Genomic DNA, 17,065 nt, shown 5'->3' with positions numbered 1-17,065 from the left:
GAAACCACGCACCCAAGAAAACCAGGCTGCGTGGTCTCGCGAGTTTGGGGCGATCAGAACAGCAGAATTAATAGCAGCACGATCACAAGGATTGTCGCAACGCCACCACTCGGGGCGTAGCCCCACGAACGGCTATGGGGCCAGGCGGGAAGGGCACCCAGCAGCACCATGATCAGCACGATCAGTAGCAGTAATTCTAAGATACCCATCTTTTCATCTCCTCCGCCTTTAGCGGTATTGGCTCAAGTTGTTGGTTGCTGAATTAGCATTACGTCAAGTCAGCAACTTGCGTGCCGGAGCTGAAGTGGAGCTCGGTATCCCGTAACGCCACCACCCATAACGGGGCGAATTGAGAGCTTTGAGCCCAACCCAGTCCTGACGGGATGAGCGAAATACGGTCAAGGTGACCTGCCTTCGACCCGCTGGTGGGTAAACCTCGCCGTAACCCGAATACGCAAGGGAAAGTCGGCGAAAGATCGCGTTTGGCATACCACCTGCATTACCACCTTGCGAGACACCGCGTCGCCCTCGGCCAAACTGGTTTCGATCGACGCACTATCAACCGCTAAAGAAGGAATGTAACGATGAAAAATTCACGAAAAGGTGGGGCCGTCGCTGGTCTCCTCGCCACGATCGCTGTTCTGGTTCTGCTGTTTGCTGGTATTGGTCTGAGCATGGGCTGGGTCGAGATGAGCGACTCTCCTGACAAGAGCACCATTGAGATCAACAAGACAGAGCTCAAGGAAGATACCGACAAGGCAGTGAAAGCGACCGAAGAGTTTATTAACAAGTCAGCCGAATCGATCGAAGAGGGTGTTGAAGAAGTAACGCCAGACGACAATTCGGACACAATCACCCCAGTCCCCAACCCTGATCGAACCGCCGAACCTGAAACGGGTTCGCCGGAATAATTACTCCTGACATGATCCATCTAGGATCGTGGGGACCAGGTTTCAAGCGAAGGCTTGCCTTGATTACTCGAGGCAGGCCTTTGTTGTTTCTTGATGGCAATGGATCACTCGCCAAAGAGGTGAGTTTCGAAAGCGCTGGTCGATCGCTTAGAAGCCAACCACTTCGTCCAGAATGCTTCAATATTGAGAACTTTACGCTGTGGCATGCCGCTTGCGTTATTTAGTTAGCAACATCCCAAGAAGCCCAAGAAGCTTGAGGGACCGTCGAATAGCGGGAAATAACTCAAGCCCAGTGGTGGAGGAAACCAATGACTCTCGAAACGAAAACGAAGCTCTCGGACGCCACGCTCGCAAGCCTTCAAGAATTGATCCACATCAATGTCGATAGTCGCGATACGTTTCAGGAACTCGCCGATGGCACGACAAATGCTTCGGTTGCCATTATGTTTCGCGAGCTCGCCAGTGAACGCAATCGTAACGTTGCCGAGTTGGAAGCCCTGCTTAACAGCAATCAGGCGAAGCCAAATGAGACTGGTACGTTCGCCGCGGCTTGTCATCGAATCTTAATCAGTCTTCGATCAACGCTCGGTGCCGGGACGACCGCCATGCTCGACGAAGCAGAGAGTGCGGAAGACAAGATTCAAAAGAAATACGAGGAGATCCTGACCCGTGACCCTGGCTCGGCGGTCAGCGATATTCTTCATCGACAATATGGCGGCGTTCGAGTCGCTCACGATCGCGTACGTGCGATCCGTGATGCTCATCGACGTGCCAATTAATCGGGTAACACCCGATCCCTTTGATCTCGGTTTGAAATATCACTTGCATTTTAGGAGCAATAGCAATGACCACGGTCGCTAAAAACGAAGGAACTGCTGACGTCCTGCGAATCCTCTTGTCCATCATCCTGCCACCGGTAGGTGTGTTCTTCGAGGTCGGTATTGGTCTGCACTTCTGGCTGAATATTCTGTTGACGTTGTTTGGTTACGTCCCCGGTATCATCCACGCGGTCTGGATTATTCTGCGGAAGTAAGAAATTCCAACGAGAGAGTAACGCTCGGGCTTGCCTGCACCGGCAGGAAGGCCCGGGCGTTCTCTTTTTCTTGACCATCATCTCGATGGTCAACCGCCGATCAATTGATGCTTGCTGTAGAGAGGCAAGTGGCGGTAATAGACTTCCAACATGTACGTGCACAAACAGGTCATGAACAAACGGCCTGCTTTCACCCCGTTGTCATCACGTGCTGGACTCCAGCTTCCTTTCTCGCGTCCCCCTTGAACCTGATTCTCAGGGATGATCTGACGCATGTCTTTGTTCCAGTTCCGCCAGGCATCACCTTCCATGTGATGGGCGACCTGGGTGGCGTAATACCAGTAATAGACGTTGGGCTCGTTCCAGTTGATGGGATTGTCGAGCAGGTAGCCCATCCCAGCGACAAGTCGTGGGTCGTTCTGGTTCCAACCGAGGTATTGCCGGCAAAGCAAGCCCTCTGCCGTCATCGTGGGCGTCGCTTTTTCAGCGCGAGAGTCTCGATATTGATAGCGGCTTCCTACTGCGAACGATTGCTCGGACTCGGGCTTTGTCGCCACGGTTTCCAGGAAGCCATCGACGTTCGCGAAAACCTTGTCGGGAACATCCAGGTTGCCCATCCGTGCACTTTGCAGTGCCATCAGGAACCAGCCAGTCACCGAAAGATCTGATTCAACTTGCGGTTGATACCGCCAGCCACCTTCCGGGGCCTGCCATTCAATCGCAAAGTCGATCGCCGCTTGTGCTTTCGGGCGAAGCTCTTCATCCCCGGTCATCGCATAAAGCTCGCACAGTGCGATGGTGGCCTGGGCTTGGGTGTAAGGGCGATGCTGATTCGGGATGGCAGCTCGTTCTATGAAGCTTCCGTCGGCATCCAGTTGACGCAAAAGGTAGTTCCAACCTTTTGCCACCGTCTTGGCATGGGTACCACTGCGATCGGTATGGCCAGCTCCCTGAAAGGCAAGCAGCGCCATCGCGGTTGCCGAGATGGTATTCTCGACGCCTGATCCATCTGTGTAATCTCCTTTGAGGCTCCACGAACCATCTTTCATCTGGTTTCGCTTCAGCCACTCGAGTGCGGCAGCGACGGCCTGTTCGGTGGTTGCGTTACCACCATAGGCCTTGAGCATGGCCCGGCGGGTCGCCCCTTCGCCACGTGCTTGAAGATCGACGCCTGGAGTTTCCTGTTCTTCGAGCCGAGCTGCTTCGGTTCCGATTAAATCGATCTGTGTCAACGACCGAGGAATCGGAAGCTCTTGCGAATTGGTCAGACTCTCGAGAGCGCCGGAGTTGGCATCGATTTCGAATTCCTGTGTATCGAGCACCATGATCTCGAACTCGAGCTGTTCGCCCAGTTGCTCGGAATAGGTCGCTTCAACGGTCATCGGCTCGTTCTGATACGAGACGACTGTGAACAAGGCGAGCAAGATCACCGCCGCGAAGTGAATGATCAAGCTGACCAGCCAAGCAGGCGTTTGATGAATTGCGATCCCGCGAACTTTTTCGACTAAGGCCTCCTCTTCTTTCTCAGCATCGACCAAGGAAGGAGGTGGGTCCTGTTTTTCGACGATCGGAATATCAGGATGGCGTCGCTTCGTTTTCGGGGGAATATCGCTGGAATCGGGCGCCGCGGAAGGTCGCTTAGGGGGATTCTGTTTCGGTGGCTCGACCTGTTGGGCAGCGGACGTTGTCGATGGCTTCTCGTTCGGCTGGGCGGGCTTGGGCTTCTCGGCCTGCGACTTGGTTGTGGCGGGCTTTTTCTCTCGCTTCGGCGGAGGCGAGGGGGGCGGCTTGACGGTCTTTTCGGCCGAAGGTTGTTCCTGAGGAGCAGCTTTCTTCGACTTTGGCTTTTCTTTTGCCGGCTTCCGGGCCGCCGGTTCAGGCTTAGTGGGCTGCTTGGATTCTTCGACCGGTTGAGGTGCCTGCTTCGCGCTGGGAGGTTCCGGTGCGGAAGGTTGGGAAGGACTTGGTTCTGGCGACGACTGAGCTGGAGGTGGCGTCGTGGGAGAAAGAGGTGCCTTGTCCGCCTTCTTCGCCGGCGGCATCTTCAGCGGCTGAGCATGCGGGTTGGCCGACGGGGCAGTGGACGTCGGAACCACATTCCATGCATCTGCGCTCGCAGGAGTACCGCCGAATGAAATCGGTGCCTTCTTGGGGCCATCGTTGGCCGGCCCTTTGCCTTCGCGCGAGTTCGCATCGTCCTGCGAACCCCCTGGCGAAGCTTGATCATCTCCGGTCACGTACTCGTGAACTCCCTAAAAAAATCCGCAATCCTTTGCAATCGTAGCGCTTAGGAGAATCTAGGTGCCGAATTCGGCGGCGCCAAAGCAATGATATCCCTTAACGACCAGCAACACATGACTGAAGGGACCGGAATTAACGATTGTGCCAGAAATTCCAGAGTGAAAGCCAGAGAAGTGCCGCAGTAAATCGATTCTCGACCAAAAAGACCCGTAGGCCCCCTGGACAAAGAATGCCCTTTACCTAAAATTCAACAACTCAACGAACGAGTACCTGACTCGTGTGTACTCATTGACGCGGGGTGGAGCAGCTAGGTAGCTCGCGAGGCTCATAACCTCGAGGTCGTCGGTTCAAATCCGGCCCCCGCCACTTAAACCCTGGTTTAGCGAATAACGCTCAACCAGGGTTTTTTCGTGCCTTCGCTGAGGCAGGGATGGAAGTTCGTCGTTTTATCCCGTGAACACGCAACGAGTTGCGTGGACGCGTTTTCTTTACGTGGTTGTCTCTGTCTAAGAGAGACATAACCCGGCAGTTCTGAACATGAGCACTCAGAGGCTGAATTTGGCCTTTGTCTCACCAATTTTGCAGAGACACTACCGCCGGGTTAATAGGGTGTTGGGCTCTTTAGAGTGAGGCAGACGCAAACCTGTGTATAAGCTGCTTGTGTTCACGTCGCATTATCCGTAGCCGTTGCCGACGCATGATGGTTCTTCCTAGGGCAAGAAGGGGGATTCGAAATATGGCTCGACTCGGGCCTCTAGGGAAGTCTTCCAGCACTCAATGTATTGGTACGGGACGGTAGGTCAAATCTTGAAAACCAAAAATGAAATACCCGGTCCAGATTGGCCAAGCGGATCAGGAGCCGACCGCTCATGATAGAAACTGACTCGCTAAGTTCGGCGCGAAGCTTGGAAAGATTGTTCATGAGATTGACACAATCATCAAACGACAGAAGTTCCTGCTTTCGCCCAGCAAACTGAAGAAACCTTGTGGATCTCAACTCAATCGGAAAATAGGACCGCGGACAAGAGAACATGTCTGCGAAATGATTATTGCTTTAGGCGAGAAGACACTCTTAGGGAATTGAAAACAATCTCTACAACATAGCACGCGAACAAGCTAGATTGACAAATGGACGGAACCCAGGTTCACCTGATTGTTTTCATCATTCGTTCAACTTGAGCCAGACTTCAGCTGTTCAATCCGAGCTCCTAACTTCTGCTTAGGGGCACCGGGCAGCGTCATCAAGTATCGCACGGCGTCGATTGGCGTTCCGAGAGCCGCTTTCTGAGCACGTTTCCATTTCGCTTGTTGCGTCTGGTCAGCATTGGCCAGGAGGTCTTCGTCGATCGACTCGATCAGCTGACGCGATTTCTCTTCGTTACCGCCTATTCGATAACAAACAGCGGCTTCGGCCCAGGTGAAGGCCCTATCAATGTTGGATCGTTGACTGGGTGCAAGCTTTTCCAGATAAGCGGCCCGCAGGGGAAAATTGGTTCCCAGGGCAGCCAAACTGCGACTACCAAATAGGTACGCTTTGGCTTGTTCAGAGCTGCCAGGCTCCGCTTTCCGCAGAAGTAGTTCAACCTGGTCTAGGCACTTGTCATGCTTACCCGCGAAGAATAACTCCTGGGTAGCGGTTTCCGCAATCCAGACTTCTTTGGGCGAGGAAGGCTTTCCAGGATACTCATCCCACATGTGTGGAATCAGTTGCATGCCTTCATCCAATTGGCCCAGACGAAAATACTGCTTTACTTGAAAGTCGAATGCCAGAAATCTCTCTCGCCGGCCAGCCCAGGGAGCATCGGCCACCTTCTTGGCCCAGGCGAGCGACTTTTCGTGTTGCCCACTATGCGAGAGCATAGCGCTGTATTGCAGATAGACGAGCTTTTTCATCTCGTCATTCTGCTCGGCTGCCGGCAACATTGTCTCAAGGATCTTCACTTGCTCTTCCGCAGAGGTTCCCGACCTGAACATCTCCTGGATCTTCTTGCTTGTGGCGTCGACGGCAACCTGTTTGGCAATTGCATCTTTCTCTTGCTCCAGCTTCTGATGCAAGTCTGGGTTGGACGAAGCGGACAATTCAATTGCTTTCTCCAGGACGTCCTGCCAATGTTGACCCACGACGCTTCGGGAGAGTTGCCCCAGAAAGTCAGCCAGCAGTTGCGGATCTTCCACGTTGTCGGGACCACCACCCTGAGCGATTTTGCTCAGTATTTGACCGGCGGAATCCATCTGCTCAAGGTTCGCCAACAACTCTTCCTTCTCTCCATTGAACCCAAGCTTCAAACCGAAGACCCGGCCATCGGCGTCTGTGAAAAGCAACGTCGGATAGGTTTGGATTCCGTACCGATCCCGCAGTTGCTCGTTTTGCTGGGTGAGCTTTTCTTCCAGTTCAAATCCGGTGGGAAAGTCGAGCATAACTGGAATGAAACTTGCCTCGATCGATTGAATGAATGTCTCGTCGTGGAAAGCAGCCTGTTCCAGTTTCTTGCAGTAAACGCACCAGTCGGATCCCGTAAAAAACAAAAGAATTGCCTTGCTGTTCTGTTTTGCTTCCTCTTGGGCGGTGGCAAAGTCGGTCCGCCAGTGGATAGCCGAATCCGATTCTTCGCCGGACAAGCAAGGAGCATTAGCAGCCAACAGTAGGGTGAGCGACAGGCAGATGGATTGGTAAAACCGAAACATAAATAGACTTTCAGCGAACGCGAGGCATACTTGGCACGCACAGGCTCCCACTATCGAAGCCCGGTTGCGGCTGGAACCAAGATTGAAAAACTATCCGAGCCTGGGGCTCACCGCGGATCGGATCGTAGCGGCGAGCTGAAGTTAACTAGAAGTTGACGATCACGTTCCAAGACTATGGTTTAGGAAGCTGCGACTGGCTAAGTTCGAAATCGTAGGTCTGCGAGCCAGACTCGACCATCTTCTTCGACATCTCTTTGCCTAAAGAGACCCCTGAGCCATCGCCAAGCTGCGGCCCCATCTTGGGTGTCAACTTCGTCTTGGCATAGAACGAGGAGTTGGGCATTAGGTCGATTTCAACTTTGTGTTCTCCCAGTTCTGCCCCTTGAAACTTGCTGGTGTGATACAGCGTGTAGTAACCTTTCGAATCGGTCAGTCCAAACGAAGGACGACCTCCATCCATAGGGCGAAACGAGATGTTTACGTTGTCCATTGGTTCACCATCCACCGTGATGAAACCAGAGACATATCCCAACTCTACGGGTGGTTGCGAGCACCCGCCGATTACCAGAAGAAATCCTAGCAGCAGGACACCAAACCGAACGTTTGAATAACAAATTGATATCATTGTTCTTGTGTTTTGCGGAAGGCAGTGGATAACGGACGACTACACTTGCTCGTCGGGGGATTTAAAAATCGCTCAGTACTTGTCCATCATTGACTCCCACGAGTTGCTCGTAGGCACTGTTAGTAAAGTTCAGATCGCCCGTGGTCAGTTCGATGGTTTCGGGAATAAAACGAATTGATCCATCGCAGAGTGCCATCATCGCGCCACCGGGATGTTGGCTGCTGACACCGCCATATTTCCCGTAGATCGGGTCATTGACTCCATAGCTGGCTCCGAAGATAACGGCTGCCAATTGGCTTCGCAGGCCATAGCTGCCGGTTGACACGTTGTTGCCAAATAGAACTGCGGCGTTGGTGGGAATGAGCGTCGTACTGGATGCAGGATGATTCATCGTCCAGGTTCGCTCACTGAATAAGGCAGAGTTCGACAGGCCATCGGTCATTTCCGCAGTCCGGTTGTTTCCGTGCGATGGCATCGCTCCATTGGCATATAGCCCCCAGTTAAAAACCCCATTCGGCCAATCGACGTTGCTCGCAACATCTCCGCGAAAGAGACTGTAGTCAAACGAACAATTGCCGGCGATATAGTTCGACACGGACGTGGCGACTTCTTTTCCGCTACGGCTCATCAGCGTGCGGTTCTCATTCGTATCAGGAGCCGTATCGGAAGGGCAGCGGAATTGCGGGTAGTGCTGCTGCATGATGCCCAATGCGGTCTGGTCATCCAGTAGATCGGCCAGACGATTGTTTCCAGGTTGCAGGGTCTCGTATAGGCCCGACATCTCCATGAAAGGAAGAAGCGTCGCTCCCCAAGACCATTGCGATGTGCCACCACCGGGGAAGGGCGCCGATTGGTAGTTGCCACGAGTAATGCCGCATTCCTGATCGATCGACGCGTTAGGATACACTTTGAAGGTATCGTTGTAGTTGTGGCAGGCCAGACCGAGTTGCTTCAAGTTGTTGCTGCAACTCATACGCCGAGCGGCTTCGCGAGCTTGCTGTACGGCTGGCAGTAGCAAAGCGATGAGGACACCGATAATAGCAATGACGACTAAGAGTTCCACGAGAGTAAAAGCAGGGCGTTTCATACGTACCTCAAAATAATGCGAGAAAGGATGGAATTGGGGACGCCGATTTGCGATGCAACAATCGCAATCGATATGCCAACTCAGATTCAGATCGATTCCGGTAGTTCTTCCGGTGAAGTCCGTAAGTTATTGATGACCTTTTATTTACGGCAATCAGAGAGACAGCCTGAGAATGACAAGCCGCGTTCGAGAATCGCTGTGATGCTGCGGGGCTTGTAAATTCGGCCACAGCGCTGGCGTCGTGCCCAGAGAGAGTGCTGCGAAACTAGGCATAGAAGCTGGCCAAGGGAGAAGCCGCCAGCGCGAACGGCTTTAGCATTGCTGCCGGAATGTGTTGGGGCTCACCCCGACGTGTTTGATGAACTCTCGACAAAAGTGGGGGTGATCATGGTAGCCACATGCTTTGGCGATCGTCTGAAGATCGTCTGCCGAATGTCGAAGAAGTTGTTTGGCTCGTTCGCTTCGCACGTAAAGAATGTATTGCCGGACCGACATCTGCATGGTCTGGCGAAATATCTTGGTGAATTGACTGCGACTTACGCCAGCCACCGCGGCTAATTCCTCGAGGGTCAACGAGCCGCTCAAATTGGCCTGGATGTAGTCGATAATCGCGCTAAACATACGCGAATTACGAGGAGTGGCCATCGAACGCTGAGGGAGTTTTGTCTGGGCAATCGAGAGAAGACGCGTGAAAATCATGTCTTGAATTTCATCAAGCTCCAGAATGTCATCTTGGGAAACAGCCAACTTGGCTTTGGTCGCCATTTTCCGCATCAAGATTTCCAGACCTTCATCTCGAATGGTCTTCGAGTGCAATATTTCCAATGAGAAAGGATTTCCCTGCGTAATATCTCGAATCCGTTCCAGGGCCCAATCCCTACGCCAAAACATGAGATAGGAGTGGATCGGACCACTACCCTGACAGCGATGTTCGTATCGCTCGTCCCCGAACGTCATGCTTCCCCGCATGTGTGGGCGCACGAAGGCGCCCGCACCGAAGTCGTGTTCTACGCCCCCCGATTGCCGGCTAGTCGCGACGAGGGAGAGGAAGAAATCATCGTTGGGCGAGGACTTTGCCAGGAACGCTTCCGACATCAACTGCTCGGAAAACTCCCAGCGTCGTGACATGTGAGAAATACGATGGAGCCCTACGAATCGTTCGACCACTGCTTGAGAACTATCGCTAATCTTGCTCCAGCTCCCTGGACTCATTCTTAGCTGGTCTCGGATCTGGACAAACTGAGCTGCATCCATGGTGCGATCGTCGCTTTTCCCCATACTCACGAAAACGAAACTGACTCCATTACAGTGTTACCTGAAGTCCACTCCATGGTAAGTCCGTTTTTTTCCGCTCAACTGAGACTTTTCCTAGATGGGTGCTCTAAGCAACCGAAGGTAGTTGTGCGTAAGCTCAAACCATTGCCATCAACTTTTGCAGCATAGCGCGACAAAGAAGCTGTTTCACAATTCGCAGCTTCTGTTCGTCGAATCGACGTCAGCACGCTCCAATACAATTAGGCAGAGATTCTTGGATAAGCATCAGATGCCGAATCGGATTGACCGAAGGTGGTTCGACCTGAGCGTATTTGAAGTTCGATGGCTCAACCCGGGCTAAGCCCATTGGCGGGATGGCATCAATTGATCCGGCTGGGCCAGTAGGGCGTTCACACCACCGTGACTTACACTCATTTTCTGAATCAAGGTGGACGCGTCGGCCCGACGATCTAGCAAGGATCGAGCAACCATCCAGCACGTTGGTCACCTAATGTGACTGCTCCCGTTCGTCATGGGCTAGGTGAGTGGGAGTGGCCAGTGCTATTCAGCCCTTGGGGAAAAAACAACCAAGCGTCATACATCCGGTAGTACTTCTACCAGAAGCTGATCTGGAAACCCCGGCGAACTGTTTTGTTACTGGTTCTTGAGATCGAGTTGCACGGTATTTGTTTCGCCTTTCTGAACGGTTGCCGTCAAGCCAGAGGATTTTGGGTCGAGGTATTTCTTGGGCACGTGGTAGAGCTGCGGGATTGAGTAATAGCGTCCCGTCGGGGCTTCCTCCGATTCTTCAATTTTGGATCATCGATCGACTTGCTGACGGTGACTGAGTATTTACTGGGAAGGACACCGTCACCAGGCATGACGGTCCCCATCTCCACGTGGCCTTGGACATCGGTTATCGCCGTCCCCGGATCGGACGTTTCCGGAGACGAGTGCACTTTTCTGTGAGCGTGAGACTACGGTAGGTTGGCCGTTTCACCGCCCGACTTAGATCCCAATGCTCCCCACACACCATAGGGAGAAACGCCAGAGACGTTTACCGGCAGTAAGAGATCACCATAGTCGATCGTGTCGATGACGAAAGAAACCGACCAGCTATGCGTACGACAACCAGGTTCGCCTGATTAAGAAGACCGATGCCGAAGGTGGTGAAACGGAGTACGCCTATGACGCGAATGATAACCTGACGAGCCTGACACATGCCGACGCAAGCAGCACAACGCTTGCCGGCTACACGTTCGGCTACGATTCCGTCTATCACCTGACCTCTTTCACGGTCTATGGCCATGCCAATGAAGATGCGAACTACTTTTACGACGCCGCGGATCAGCTTACCGATGCCCACCGAGCCGGCACCGCAAATGATGAAGAATACAACTACGACTATAACGGCAACCGCACCGGCGGCGGGTACAGCACCGGAGCCAACAATCGGTTGCTGTCAGACGGCACCTACAACTATATGTACGATGACGAAGGAAACCGCCTCACCAAGACGAACATCAGCACCGGTGAAGTGATCGAGTATACCTGGGACTACCGTAACCGCCTGGTTGGAATCACCACGAATACCAGCGGCGGTACGGTCACCCATGAAGTCGAGTACACCTACGATGTCTTCAATCGCCGCATCGTCAAAACAATCGATTCCGACGGAGCTGGTAGCGGAACCGCCACCGAGGAAACCTACATTTACGACGGTCTACGAGAAGAAATGGGTAACGCCGGTGACCACATTTTGCTCGCATTCGACGAAAACGACGACCTGACCGACTGATTCATGTACGGCCCGAACGTTGATCAGATCCTAGCCAGCGAAGAGGTAACCAGTACCTCCTCCGCTGGGGATGTTCTGTGGGCATTGACGGACCATTTAGGAACGGTTCGTGACCTTGTCGATTACAATGCTGGAACCGATACAACCACGGTTCAGAATCATTTGGCGTATAATTCGTTCGGGAATATTGTCTCTGAGACGAGTTCAGCCGTTGACTTCTTGTTCGCGTTTACTGGGCGGGAACGAGATGAAGAGAATGATTTGCAGTACAATCGGGCAAGGTACTACGACGCCGCAGTTGGCAAGTGGATTAGCGAAGACCCGATTGGGTTTGGGGCGGGTGACGTAAACCTGAGTCGCTATGTTTTTGCTAATCCCCTGGCCCATTCGGATCCGAGTGGATTGAAGATCCTTAAAATAAAACGAGTAACATTTAATGACCTGGGCATGTCCTTCGAAAGAATCGATTTCATAAATAAGCCACCACTCTTTAATGGATACTCAGATGCCGAGTTTGTATCTTTAAAGAAGCCCGGGTGGCAGTTGGTAAAAGCCCTTGGAAAAGAATCCACCTTTAGCTGGGCTGAAGCGCACCGGGATGTGTTTCCTTTAATTGCTAAGGATGGTTATCCGAGCTCATCGTCAACTTCCGTGTTTTTGGCTCCAGCGAATAACGCGTGGAAGACACAGACTGAACTTGGATGCTTTGGCGTCACTGGACTTGGTATTAATCGCACTCAACAAGAAGTGCTGAGATACCCACTTCAAGGCAAATATGGATATCCGACATTTGGCAGGGCAATGGCCGCAAAAATGAAGCTTGAGAGGGATAATCCATCGGCGACATTTGAGATTATCAGCTTAACATTTCCAGGATACAAAGTCACAGAGACGACTCAGCCAGCGATTCATATTCGCGCAGATGGGACCGTTTCTATCGACACCGCAGCTCCCGGTCGGCGTTACGATTTTCAGTATTACGATCCTGAACGCAACCTATGGTTTGGCGCTACCGATAGCATCACTGTCATAAATGGACGCCAAGGAAAACCAGTAATTATCTCTCCGGAGGGACATTTGATTCACGCGGCCAATATATTTGGTGGCGTCTACTATGACCCACTTACTGGCCCGACGCCAGGCTGGAGCTGGCAAAATGCAGTTTATGTCGTTTACTTCGTCGTATCGGCTGGCGAAGGCCCGCAGGGCCCAGCTGACAACATATGCCTTGAGGAGCTAGAGTAATGATAAAGGCTCCCAGGTTATTATTGCTTTCCGGATTAGCGATGGCCGCAATAGCATCAGTTACTCTGATTGCAATGGCAACGAATAATGCCGTGCAACAGGCAGAGCGCAATCGCATAATGCTGGACTGCCGCAATGCTATGATATTCGTCGAGTCTTATCGTTTCCGGCACGCGCACTTTCCCCCATACTGCATTGGCACATCTTCGTGCGGAGACCGTATAGGCTGGCAAATGGAAATGGCGGCGTCAATTGAGCCTAAGGGAGGACCTGCGAGTGATATACTAGACTCTATCGCCTCACAGCAAGAAGTGGATTGTCAACGGTTTTCTGACTTGGTTGAGGATGCCATGCTCGGAACTACTTCGGAAGACTCCAGGATGACTTTTATTGGGGTATGGCCTACCGATGATCATAGGCCGTCAAGAAATATTAATCGGATGACACTTATTGGGTCGTCCAGTTTGTCATCAAAATGGTACCTGGCAGACGACTTAAAAGAGTTTCAACGCTTAACAAAGGGATCAGTTGTTGGTGACATGTCTCCTGATGGTATCTTAGCAGTATTTGCCGATGGCGAGATGTGGTGGTTATCTGAATACACACCAACAAGGGTTCTCGTCGAACATACAGGGGCCGAGGAAAGCTTGCCGAACCGCGAAATCACATTGAAACAATATCATGTAAACGATTAGGAGTCATCGCTGCCGTCCTCTTGCGTCGCGATAACTTGGCCAATCTCGCGGCAATCGTGTTTGACCTTACGGAATGATTGCTGCCCTCAGCAGTGTGAAGTGCCAATCGACTCAATTCACCAGCAGAACATTCTCTTCCCTCTTCCCTCTTCCGACTCGTTACGATGAGCCCATGAAACGTTCATCCGCCCATCGGAAACAGGTCAGGCGCTACAAAGGCTCAAGTCACCTGCATGAGTTGACCTTTTCCACCTACCGAAGGTTTCCTTTGCTGACGAGTGATCCCTGGCGGAGGATCGTGGCGGCAAGACTCGATTCCGGCTGTGAACTGGCTCGGTTTCACTTGTTTGCATTCGTGTTCATGCCCGAGCATGTTCACTTGCTGGTTGACCCGACCGAATCCTCGGCAACCGTCAGCAAGCTACTGGCCTGGACCAAGCGTCAATCGTCGGTAGGGATCAAGCAACTACTGCTCCAGCACCAGTCACCCCTGTTGGCCAAGTTAACCATCCAACAACGCCCAGGCCAACAGACCTTCCGATTCTGGCAAGAGGGAGGCGGCTTCGACCGAAACCTGTACAGCCCCGAAGCCGTCGCCGCCAGTATCGAGTACATTCATAACAACCCAGTCAAACGAGGCCTTTGCCGTAGACCCGTCGACTGGAAATGGTCCAGTGCCAAGTTCTACGAAGAGAGAACCACAAGGCCTGAGTGGCCGAGACTGACACTACCGGATCCAAGTTGGTGGAACGGTTTCGGGGTTCAGAAGGAAAACAGTTGATGGGCCGATTGGCAGGTTCACACTGCTGAGGGCAGCAGTGGCACACCCTGAAGCTTGACAAATGACTGGATTAGCAGTGCCACCCAGCCGACTGGATCGAGGTTGACTATAAATCACTCGACTGGAAGCCAGCCGCCTCCGGGATAAGTGCAAACCTCGGGTTTTTATCGCTTTTCGAATTGACACCAGAGGATATTGCCGCGATCAGATCTCAAGCAATGGACTATGCCGAAAAGCACTATAAAAATGATATTTAATGACTTGGAATTAACTGAACGCCATGCAAATGTATTTTTGAATGCCATTTGAGAGCACCTTGCCTGGAGCTTTGCCAATTGAGAAAATTTAAACACTGGAGGCTTGGACTGCTTACCGCAGGGGTCATGGCTGTTGCCGCATTGGCAATGACCTACTCCTATCGTCAGCATTTAATGTGGAAGCTCTATTATGAGCCACAGATTGACGCTGACTCGGAACGAGACATTCCTGTTACTTCGATGCCGGTGGTAACCTGTCCGGAAGAGTGGGTCGAGGCTACCACGGGCCATATCAGCTTTAGGCTTCCACCTGCGATGTTTGACCAAGTTGCTGTCAAACGTTCTGATTCCGTTACAATCTTCGAATCACAGCCGTTAATGATTGGAGTAATGGAATCCCAGACAATTGACGTTGACAATACTCCGGTGTTATCCATAGCAAAAAACTTGTACCCCCACGAGAGCCCGCTGTCATGGATTGATTTCCGGAAGGAACTTTACGAAGTCCAGTTGCGAGATTTTTCTTGGAGCATGTCGGCGGACGACGTTGCTTGGCACTCGTTTTGTGCTTCATTAAGATTGGGGCATGCTGGAGACTTTGTCGAAGTCTATCGGTCGCACCAGGGGGAAGGACTTTTGGTTGTTGAAGGATGTCGGGCAACCTTTCAATGGCATGCTATTGGTTCAACGCGGTATATCACACTGTTATATAACACCAATAGCAGTAACGGGCTAAATATGGACATGGTGCGGGCAATCTGCCATAGCATAGATAGCAACGAGGAAAAGTAGCGACCATGTTTTACGAATGGATGCGATCTAGGCCGGTAATGCTTCTGCAAGACCTCTCTCGCTTAAGCGATTAGCGTGTCAATGGCGTTCTTTATGGTGGGGAAGCCGCAACAGAGCGGTTGCTTTCTCTTTAGGTAGTTGCGGCTCTGCTGGCGTGTGATGCGGATGTGATTCGTCGGTTTTCAGGCAGGCTACGAAGTCGAGGTCCGTGTGGCAGTGGCCTGATAGTCGTTCGCGCATTGCTTCTTGCAGGAGGTCGATCACACGGGTTAGGCTGAGCCTGTGCAGCGAGATGTTTGCATCGCGGAAGCTTCGCTTCGCGTCAAACAACGAAGCCATATCGCGAGTAGCATTGCAATCAGGCTTCACCTTGAAGAGGAACTCCGCCTAGAGAACAAAGCCTCCCCCTGCTCCAAAACCAGTTTCGTCGCTTACGCTTCCAAATCAGGCGGATAGCCGTGCTTTCGGAGGACTCGGCGGACGAGGATGCGGATCTTGGCTCGGGCGTTTTCGCGGTGCTGCCAGTCGATCGTCACGCTGCTGCGGACTTCGGTGACCGTCGACGAGTCAGGCACCTTCATTTACGACGGCAATCAGATCTTGCTAGAGTTGGACGATAGCGGAGACGTCGATCACCGCCTGTTGTGGGGGCCAAGTGTCGACCAGCTTCTGGCTGACGAGAACGCCAGCGGCGATGTGCTGTGGGCGTTGACCGATCACCTGAACACGGTCCGCGACTGGATCGAATACGACGAAGCGACCGACACGACCAGCGTCGTCAACCACATCGCCTACGACAGCTTCGGCAACGTCTTGAGCGAAACCGACAGTTCGCTCGATACCCTCCCTCTAGGCTACACCGCCCGCTACTTCGACGAAGCCACCGGTCTGCAGTACAATACCAACCGGTGGTACAACGCCTAACTGGGAAGGTGGATGAGCCAGGACCCGATTGAGTTTGAGGCGGGGGATGGGAATCTTTATCGGTATGTGGGGAATCAGGCGACGAACTTCATTGATCCCACGGGGCTCACCTGGGGCAGTGAAGACGAAAATGAACCGACAAGCGTAGTAGATGGCGATGACATCGACATCATCAAAGATCAAAACCCAAATACCGGCGTAGTCATTATAGGGATTCCAGGTCGAAACACTCCCCCTGGAAACCCAAAGTCAGGCATCAATCAAATCCTTAATGACTGTAAGAAGCATTCGGCAGACATATACGAACTTGCCGCTAAAGGAAACGAATTGCAGCAGTTGAAGGGTGAGATAAAACGGCAAATAGAGTCTTTGAAGAAGCGAAATAAGTCGCTGGATATAACCATCATCGTGGTGGGCCATAGCTATGGTGGTGGCGCTGCAACGGACCTGGCAGGAGATTTAGCAGAAGAAATTAAAACTCTTGGAGGCAATCCGAAGATCCATTTGATAACAATCGATGCGATTCATAACCAAGGCTACGGGTATCCCATCAAGGAAAAGCCCGAGTGCGATCTTGAGTCATTTTCAAACTATTATGCCCTGTTGAAAACCAATCTTCCGTTTTCAATTCCCCAGCGTTAGATTATCAGGCATGAGCACGAAGCAAAACAACCTGATCGCCGTGGCTCGCCTCAGCATGAAGCTGGCGGGCAAATTTATGCGGCCCTACTCGCACG

The 17,065-nt window shown here is 52.3% G+C and carries 17 protein-coding genes, 1 tRNA gene and 1 pseudogene; 12 read left to right on the top strand and 7 right to left on the bottom strand.

The window, feature by feature from the left end:
- Positions 1-53: 53 nt before the first annotated feature.
- On the bottom strand, positions 54-209 hold the full coding sequence (locus AB1L30_RS23280) for a DUF3309 domain-containing protein (RefSeq protein ID WP_367016503.1): 156 nt from the start codon (positions 207-209) through the stop codon (positions 54-56).
- Between the two features lie 375 nt (positions 210-584).
- Here AB1L30_RS23280 and AB1L30_RS23275 point away from each other — a divergent pair, with 375 nt between their 5' ends.
- The 3 genes from AB1L30_RS23275 (at position 585) to AB1L30_RS23265 (ending at position 1,944) form a co-directional block, all read left to right on the top strand.
- Positions 585-911 (top strand): hypothetical protein, encoded by a 327-nt coding sequence (locus AB1L30_RS23275; protein ID WP_367016501.1) that lies wholly within the window; start codon positions 585-587, stop codon positions 909-911.
- 308 nt (positions 912-1,219) lie between these two features.
- Entirely contained in the window at positions 1,220-1,690 is a 471-nt protein-coding gene (locus AB1L30_RS23270) for a PA2169 family four-helix-bundle protein (protein ID WP_367016500.1), read from the top strand.
- A gap of 65 nt (positions 1,691-1,755) precedes the next feature.
- Positions 1,756-1,944 (top strand): YqaE/Pmp3 family membrane protein, encoded by a 189-nt coding sequence (locus AB1L30_RS23265; RefSeq protein ID WP_367016498.1) that lies wholly within the window; start codon positions 1,756-1,758, stop codon positions 1,942-1,944.
- Between the two features lie 89 nt (positions 1,945-2,033).
- Here AB1L30_RS23265 and AB1L30_RS23260 read toward each other — a convergent pair whose 3' ends face one another.
- Entirely contained in the window at positions 2,034-4,181 is a 2,148-nt protein-coding gene (locus AB1L30_RS23260; protein ID WP_367016496.1) for a hypothetical protein, read from the bottom strand.
- 296 nt (positions 4,182-4,477) lie between these two features.
- Here AB1L30_RS23260 and AB1L30_RS23255 point away from each other — a divergent pair.
- Positions 4,478-4,551 (top strand) — tRNA-Met (locus AB1L30_RS23255).
- Positions 4,552-5,355: 804 nt separating this feature from the next.
- On the opposite strand, the gene AB1L30_RS23250 is transcribed toward AB1L30_RS23255, so the two are convergent.
- The 4 genes from AB1L30_RS23250 to AB1L30_RS23235 form a co-directional block, all read right to left on the bottom strand.
- Entirely contained in the window at positions 5,356-6,870 is a 1,515-nt protein-coding gene (locus AB1L30_RS23250; RefSeq protein ID WP_367016494.1) for a thioredoxin fold domain-containing protein, read from the bottom strand.
- A 172-nt stretch (positions 6,871-7,042) separates the two neighbouring features.
- Entirely contained in the window at positions 7,043-7,360 is a 318-nt protein-coding gene (locus AB1L30_RS23245; protein ID WP_367016492.1) for a hypothetical protein, read from the bottom strand.
- Positions 7,361-7,556: 196 nt separating this feature from the next.
- The gene (locus tag AB1L30_RS23240) at positions 7,557-8,582 is read right to left on the bottom strand and encodes a DUF1559 domain-containing protein (RefSeq protein WP_367016490.1); all 1,026 of its coding nucleotides are present in this window, start codon (positions 8,580-8,582) and stop codon (positions 7,557-7,559) included.
- A 312-nt stretch (positions 8,583-8,894) separates the two neighbouring features.
- Positions 8,895-9,710 (bottom strand): AraC family transcriptional regulator, encoded by an 816-nt coding sequence (locus AB1L30_RS23235; RefSeq protein WP_367016488.1) that lies wholly within the window; start codon positions 9,708-9,710, stop codon positions 8,895-8,897.
- A gap of 1,261 nt (positions 9,711-10,971) precedes the next feature.
- Between AB1L30_RS23235 and AB1L30_RS23230 the strand changes: the two are divergent.
- From AB1L30_RS23230 to AB1L30_RS23205, 6 genes and pseudogenes are all read left to right on the top strand, one after another.
- Positions 10,972-11,070: pseudogene (locus tag AB1L30_RS23230) on the top strand (RHS repeat domain-containing protein); the annotation flags it as partial.
- 222 nt (positions 11,071-11,292) lie between these two features.
- Positions 11,293-11,634: a hypothetical protein gene (locus AB1L30_RS23225; protein WP_367016486.1), complete on the top strand. Its 342-nt coding sequence runs from the start codon at positions 11,293-11,295 to the stop codon at positions 11,632-11,634.
- 3 nt (positions 11,635-11,637) lie between these two features.
- A complete protein-coding gene (locus AB1L30_RS23220; RefSeq protein ID WP_367016484.1) occupies positions 11,638-12,879 on the top strand; it encodes an RHS repeat-associated core domain-containing protein in 1,242 nt (413 codons plus the stop codon).
- Complete coding sequence (locus AB1L30_RS23215; RefSeq protein ID WP_367016482.1) at positions 12,879-13,574, top strand: hypothetical protein; 696 nt, start codon at positions 12,879-12,881, stop codon at positions 13,572-13,574. Before AB1L30_RS23220 ends, AB1L30_RS23215 begins: the two co-directional genes overlap by 1 nt.
- A 172-nt stretch (positions 13,575-13,746) precedes the next feature.
- Positions 13,747-14,355, top strand: a complete 609-nt coding sequence (locus tag AB1L30_RS23210; RefSeq protein WP_367016480.1) for a transposase — start codon at positions 13,747-13,749, stop codon at positions 14,353-14,355.
- 383 nt (positions 14,356-14,738) lie between these two features.
- Positions 14,739-15,404, top strand: coding sequence for a hypothetical protein (locus AB1L30_RS23205; RefSeq protein WP_367016478.1), 666 nt, complete (start codon positions 14,739-14,741; stop codon positions 15,402-15,404).
- 431 nt (positions 15,405-15,835) lie between these two features.
- Here AB1L30_RS23205 and AB1L30_RS23200 read toward each other — a convergent pair whose 3' ends face one another.
- The gene (locus AB1L30_RS23200) at positions 15,836-15,940 is read right to left on the bottom strand and encodes a type I restriction enzyme endonuclease domain-containing protein (RefSeq protein ID WP_367017871.1); all 105 of its coding nucleotides are present in this window, start codon (positions 15,938-15,940) and stop codon (positions 15,836-15,838) included.
- Between AB1L30_RS23200 and AB1L30_RS23195 the strand changes: the two genes are divergently transcribed.
- Together AB1L30_RS23195 and AB1L30_RS23190 are read left to right on the top strand one after the other, a co-directional pair.
- A complete protein-coding gene (locus AB1L30_RS23195; protein ID WP_367017902.1) occupies positions 15,900-16,328 on the top strand; it encodes a hypothetical protein in 429 nt (142 codons plus the stop codon). The genes AB1L30_RS23200 and AB1L30_RS23195 overlap by 41 nt on opposite strands.
- 12 nt (positions 16,329-16,340) lie before the next feature.
- Complete coding sequence (locus AB1L30_RS23190; protein ID WP_367016476.1) at positions 16,341-16,970, top strand: hypothetical protein; 630 nt, start codon at positions 16,341-16,343, stop codon at positions 16,968-16,970.
- Positions 16,971-17,065: the final 95 nt, after the last annotated feature.

Source organism: Bremerella sp. JC817 (genome assembly GCF_040718835.1).
Lineage (GTDB): Bacteria > Planctomycetota > Planctomycetia > Pirellulales > Pirellulaceae > Bremerella.
The sequence above is the reverse complement of the archived record's forward strand: the minus strand, read 5'-3'. Positions and strand labels throughout refer to the sequence as shown.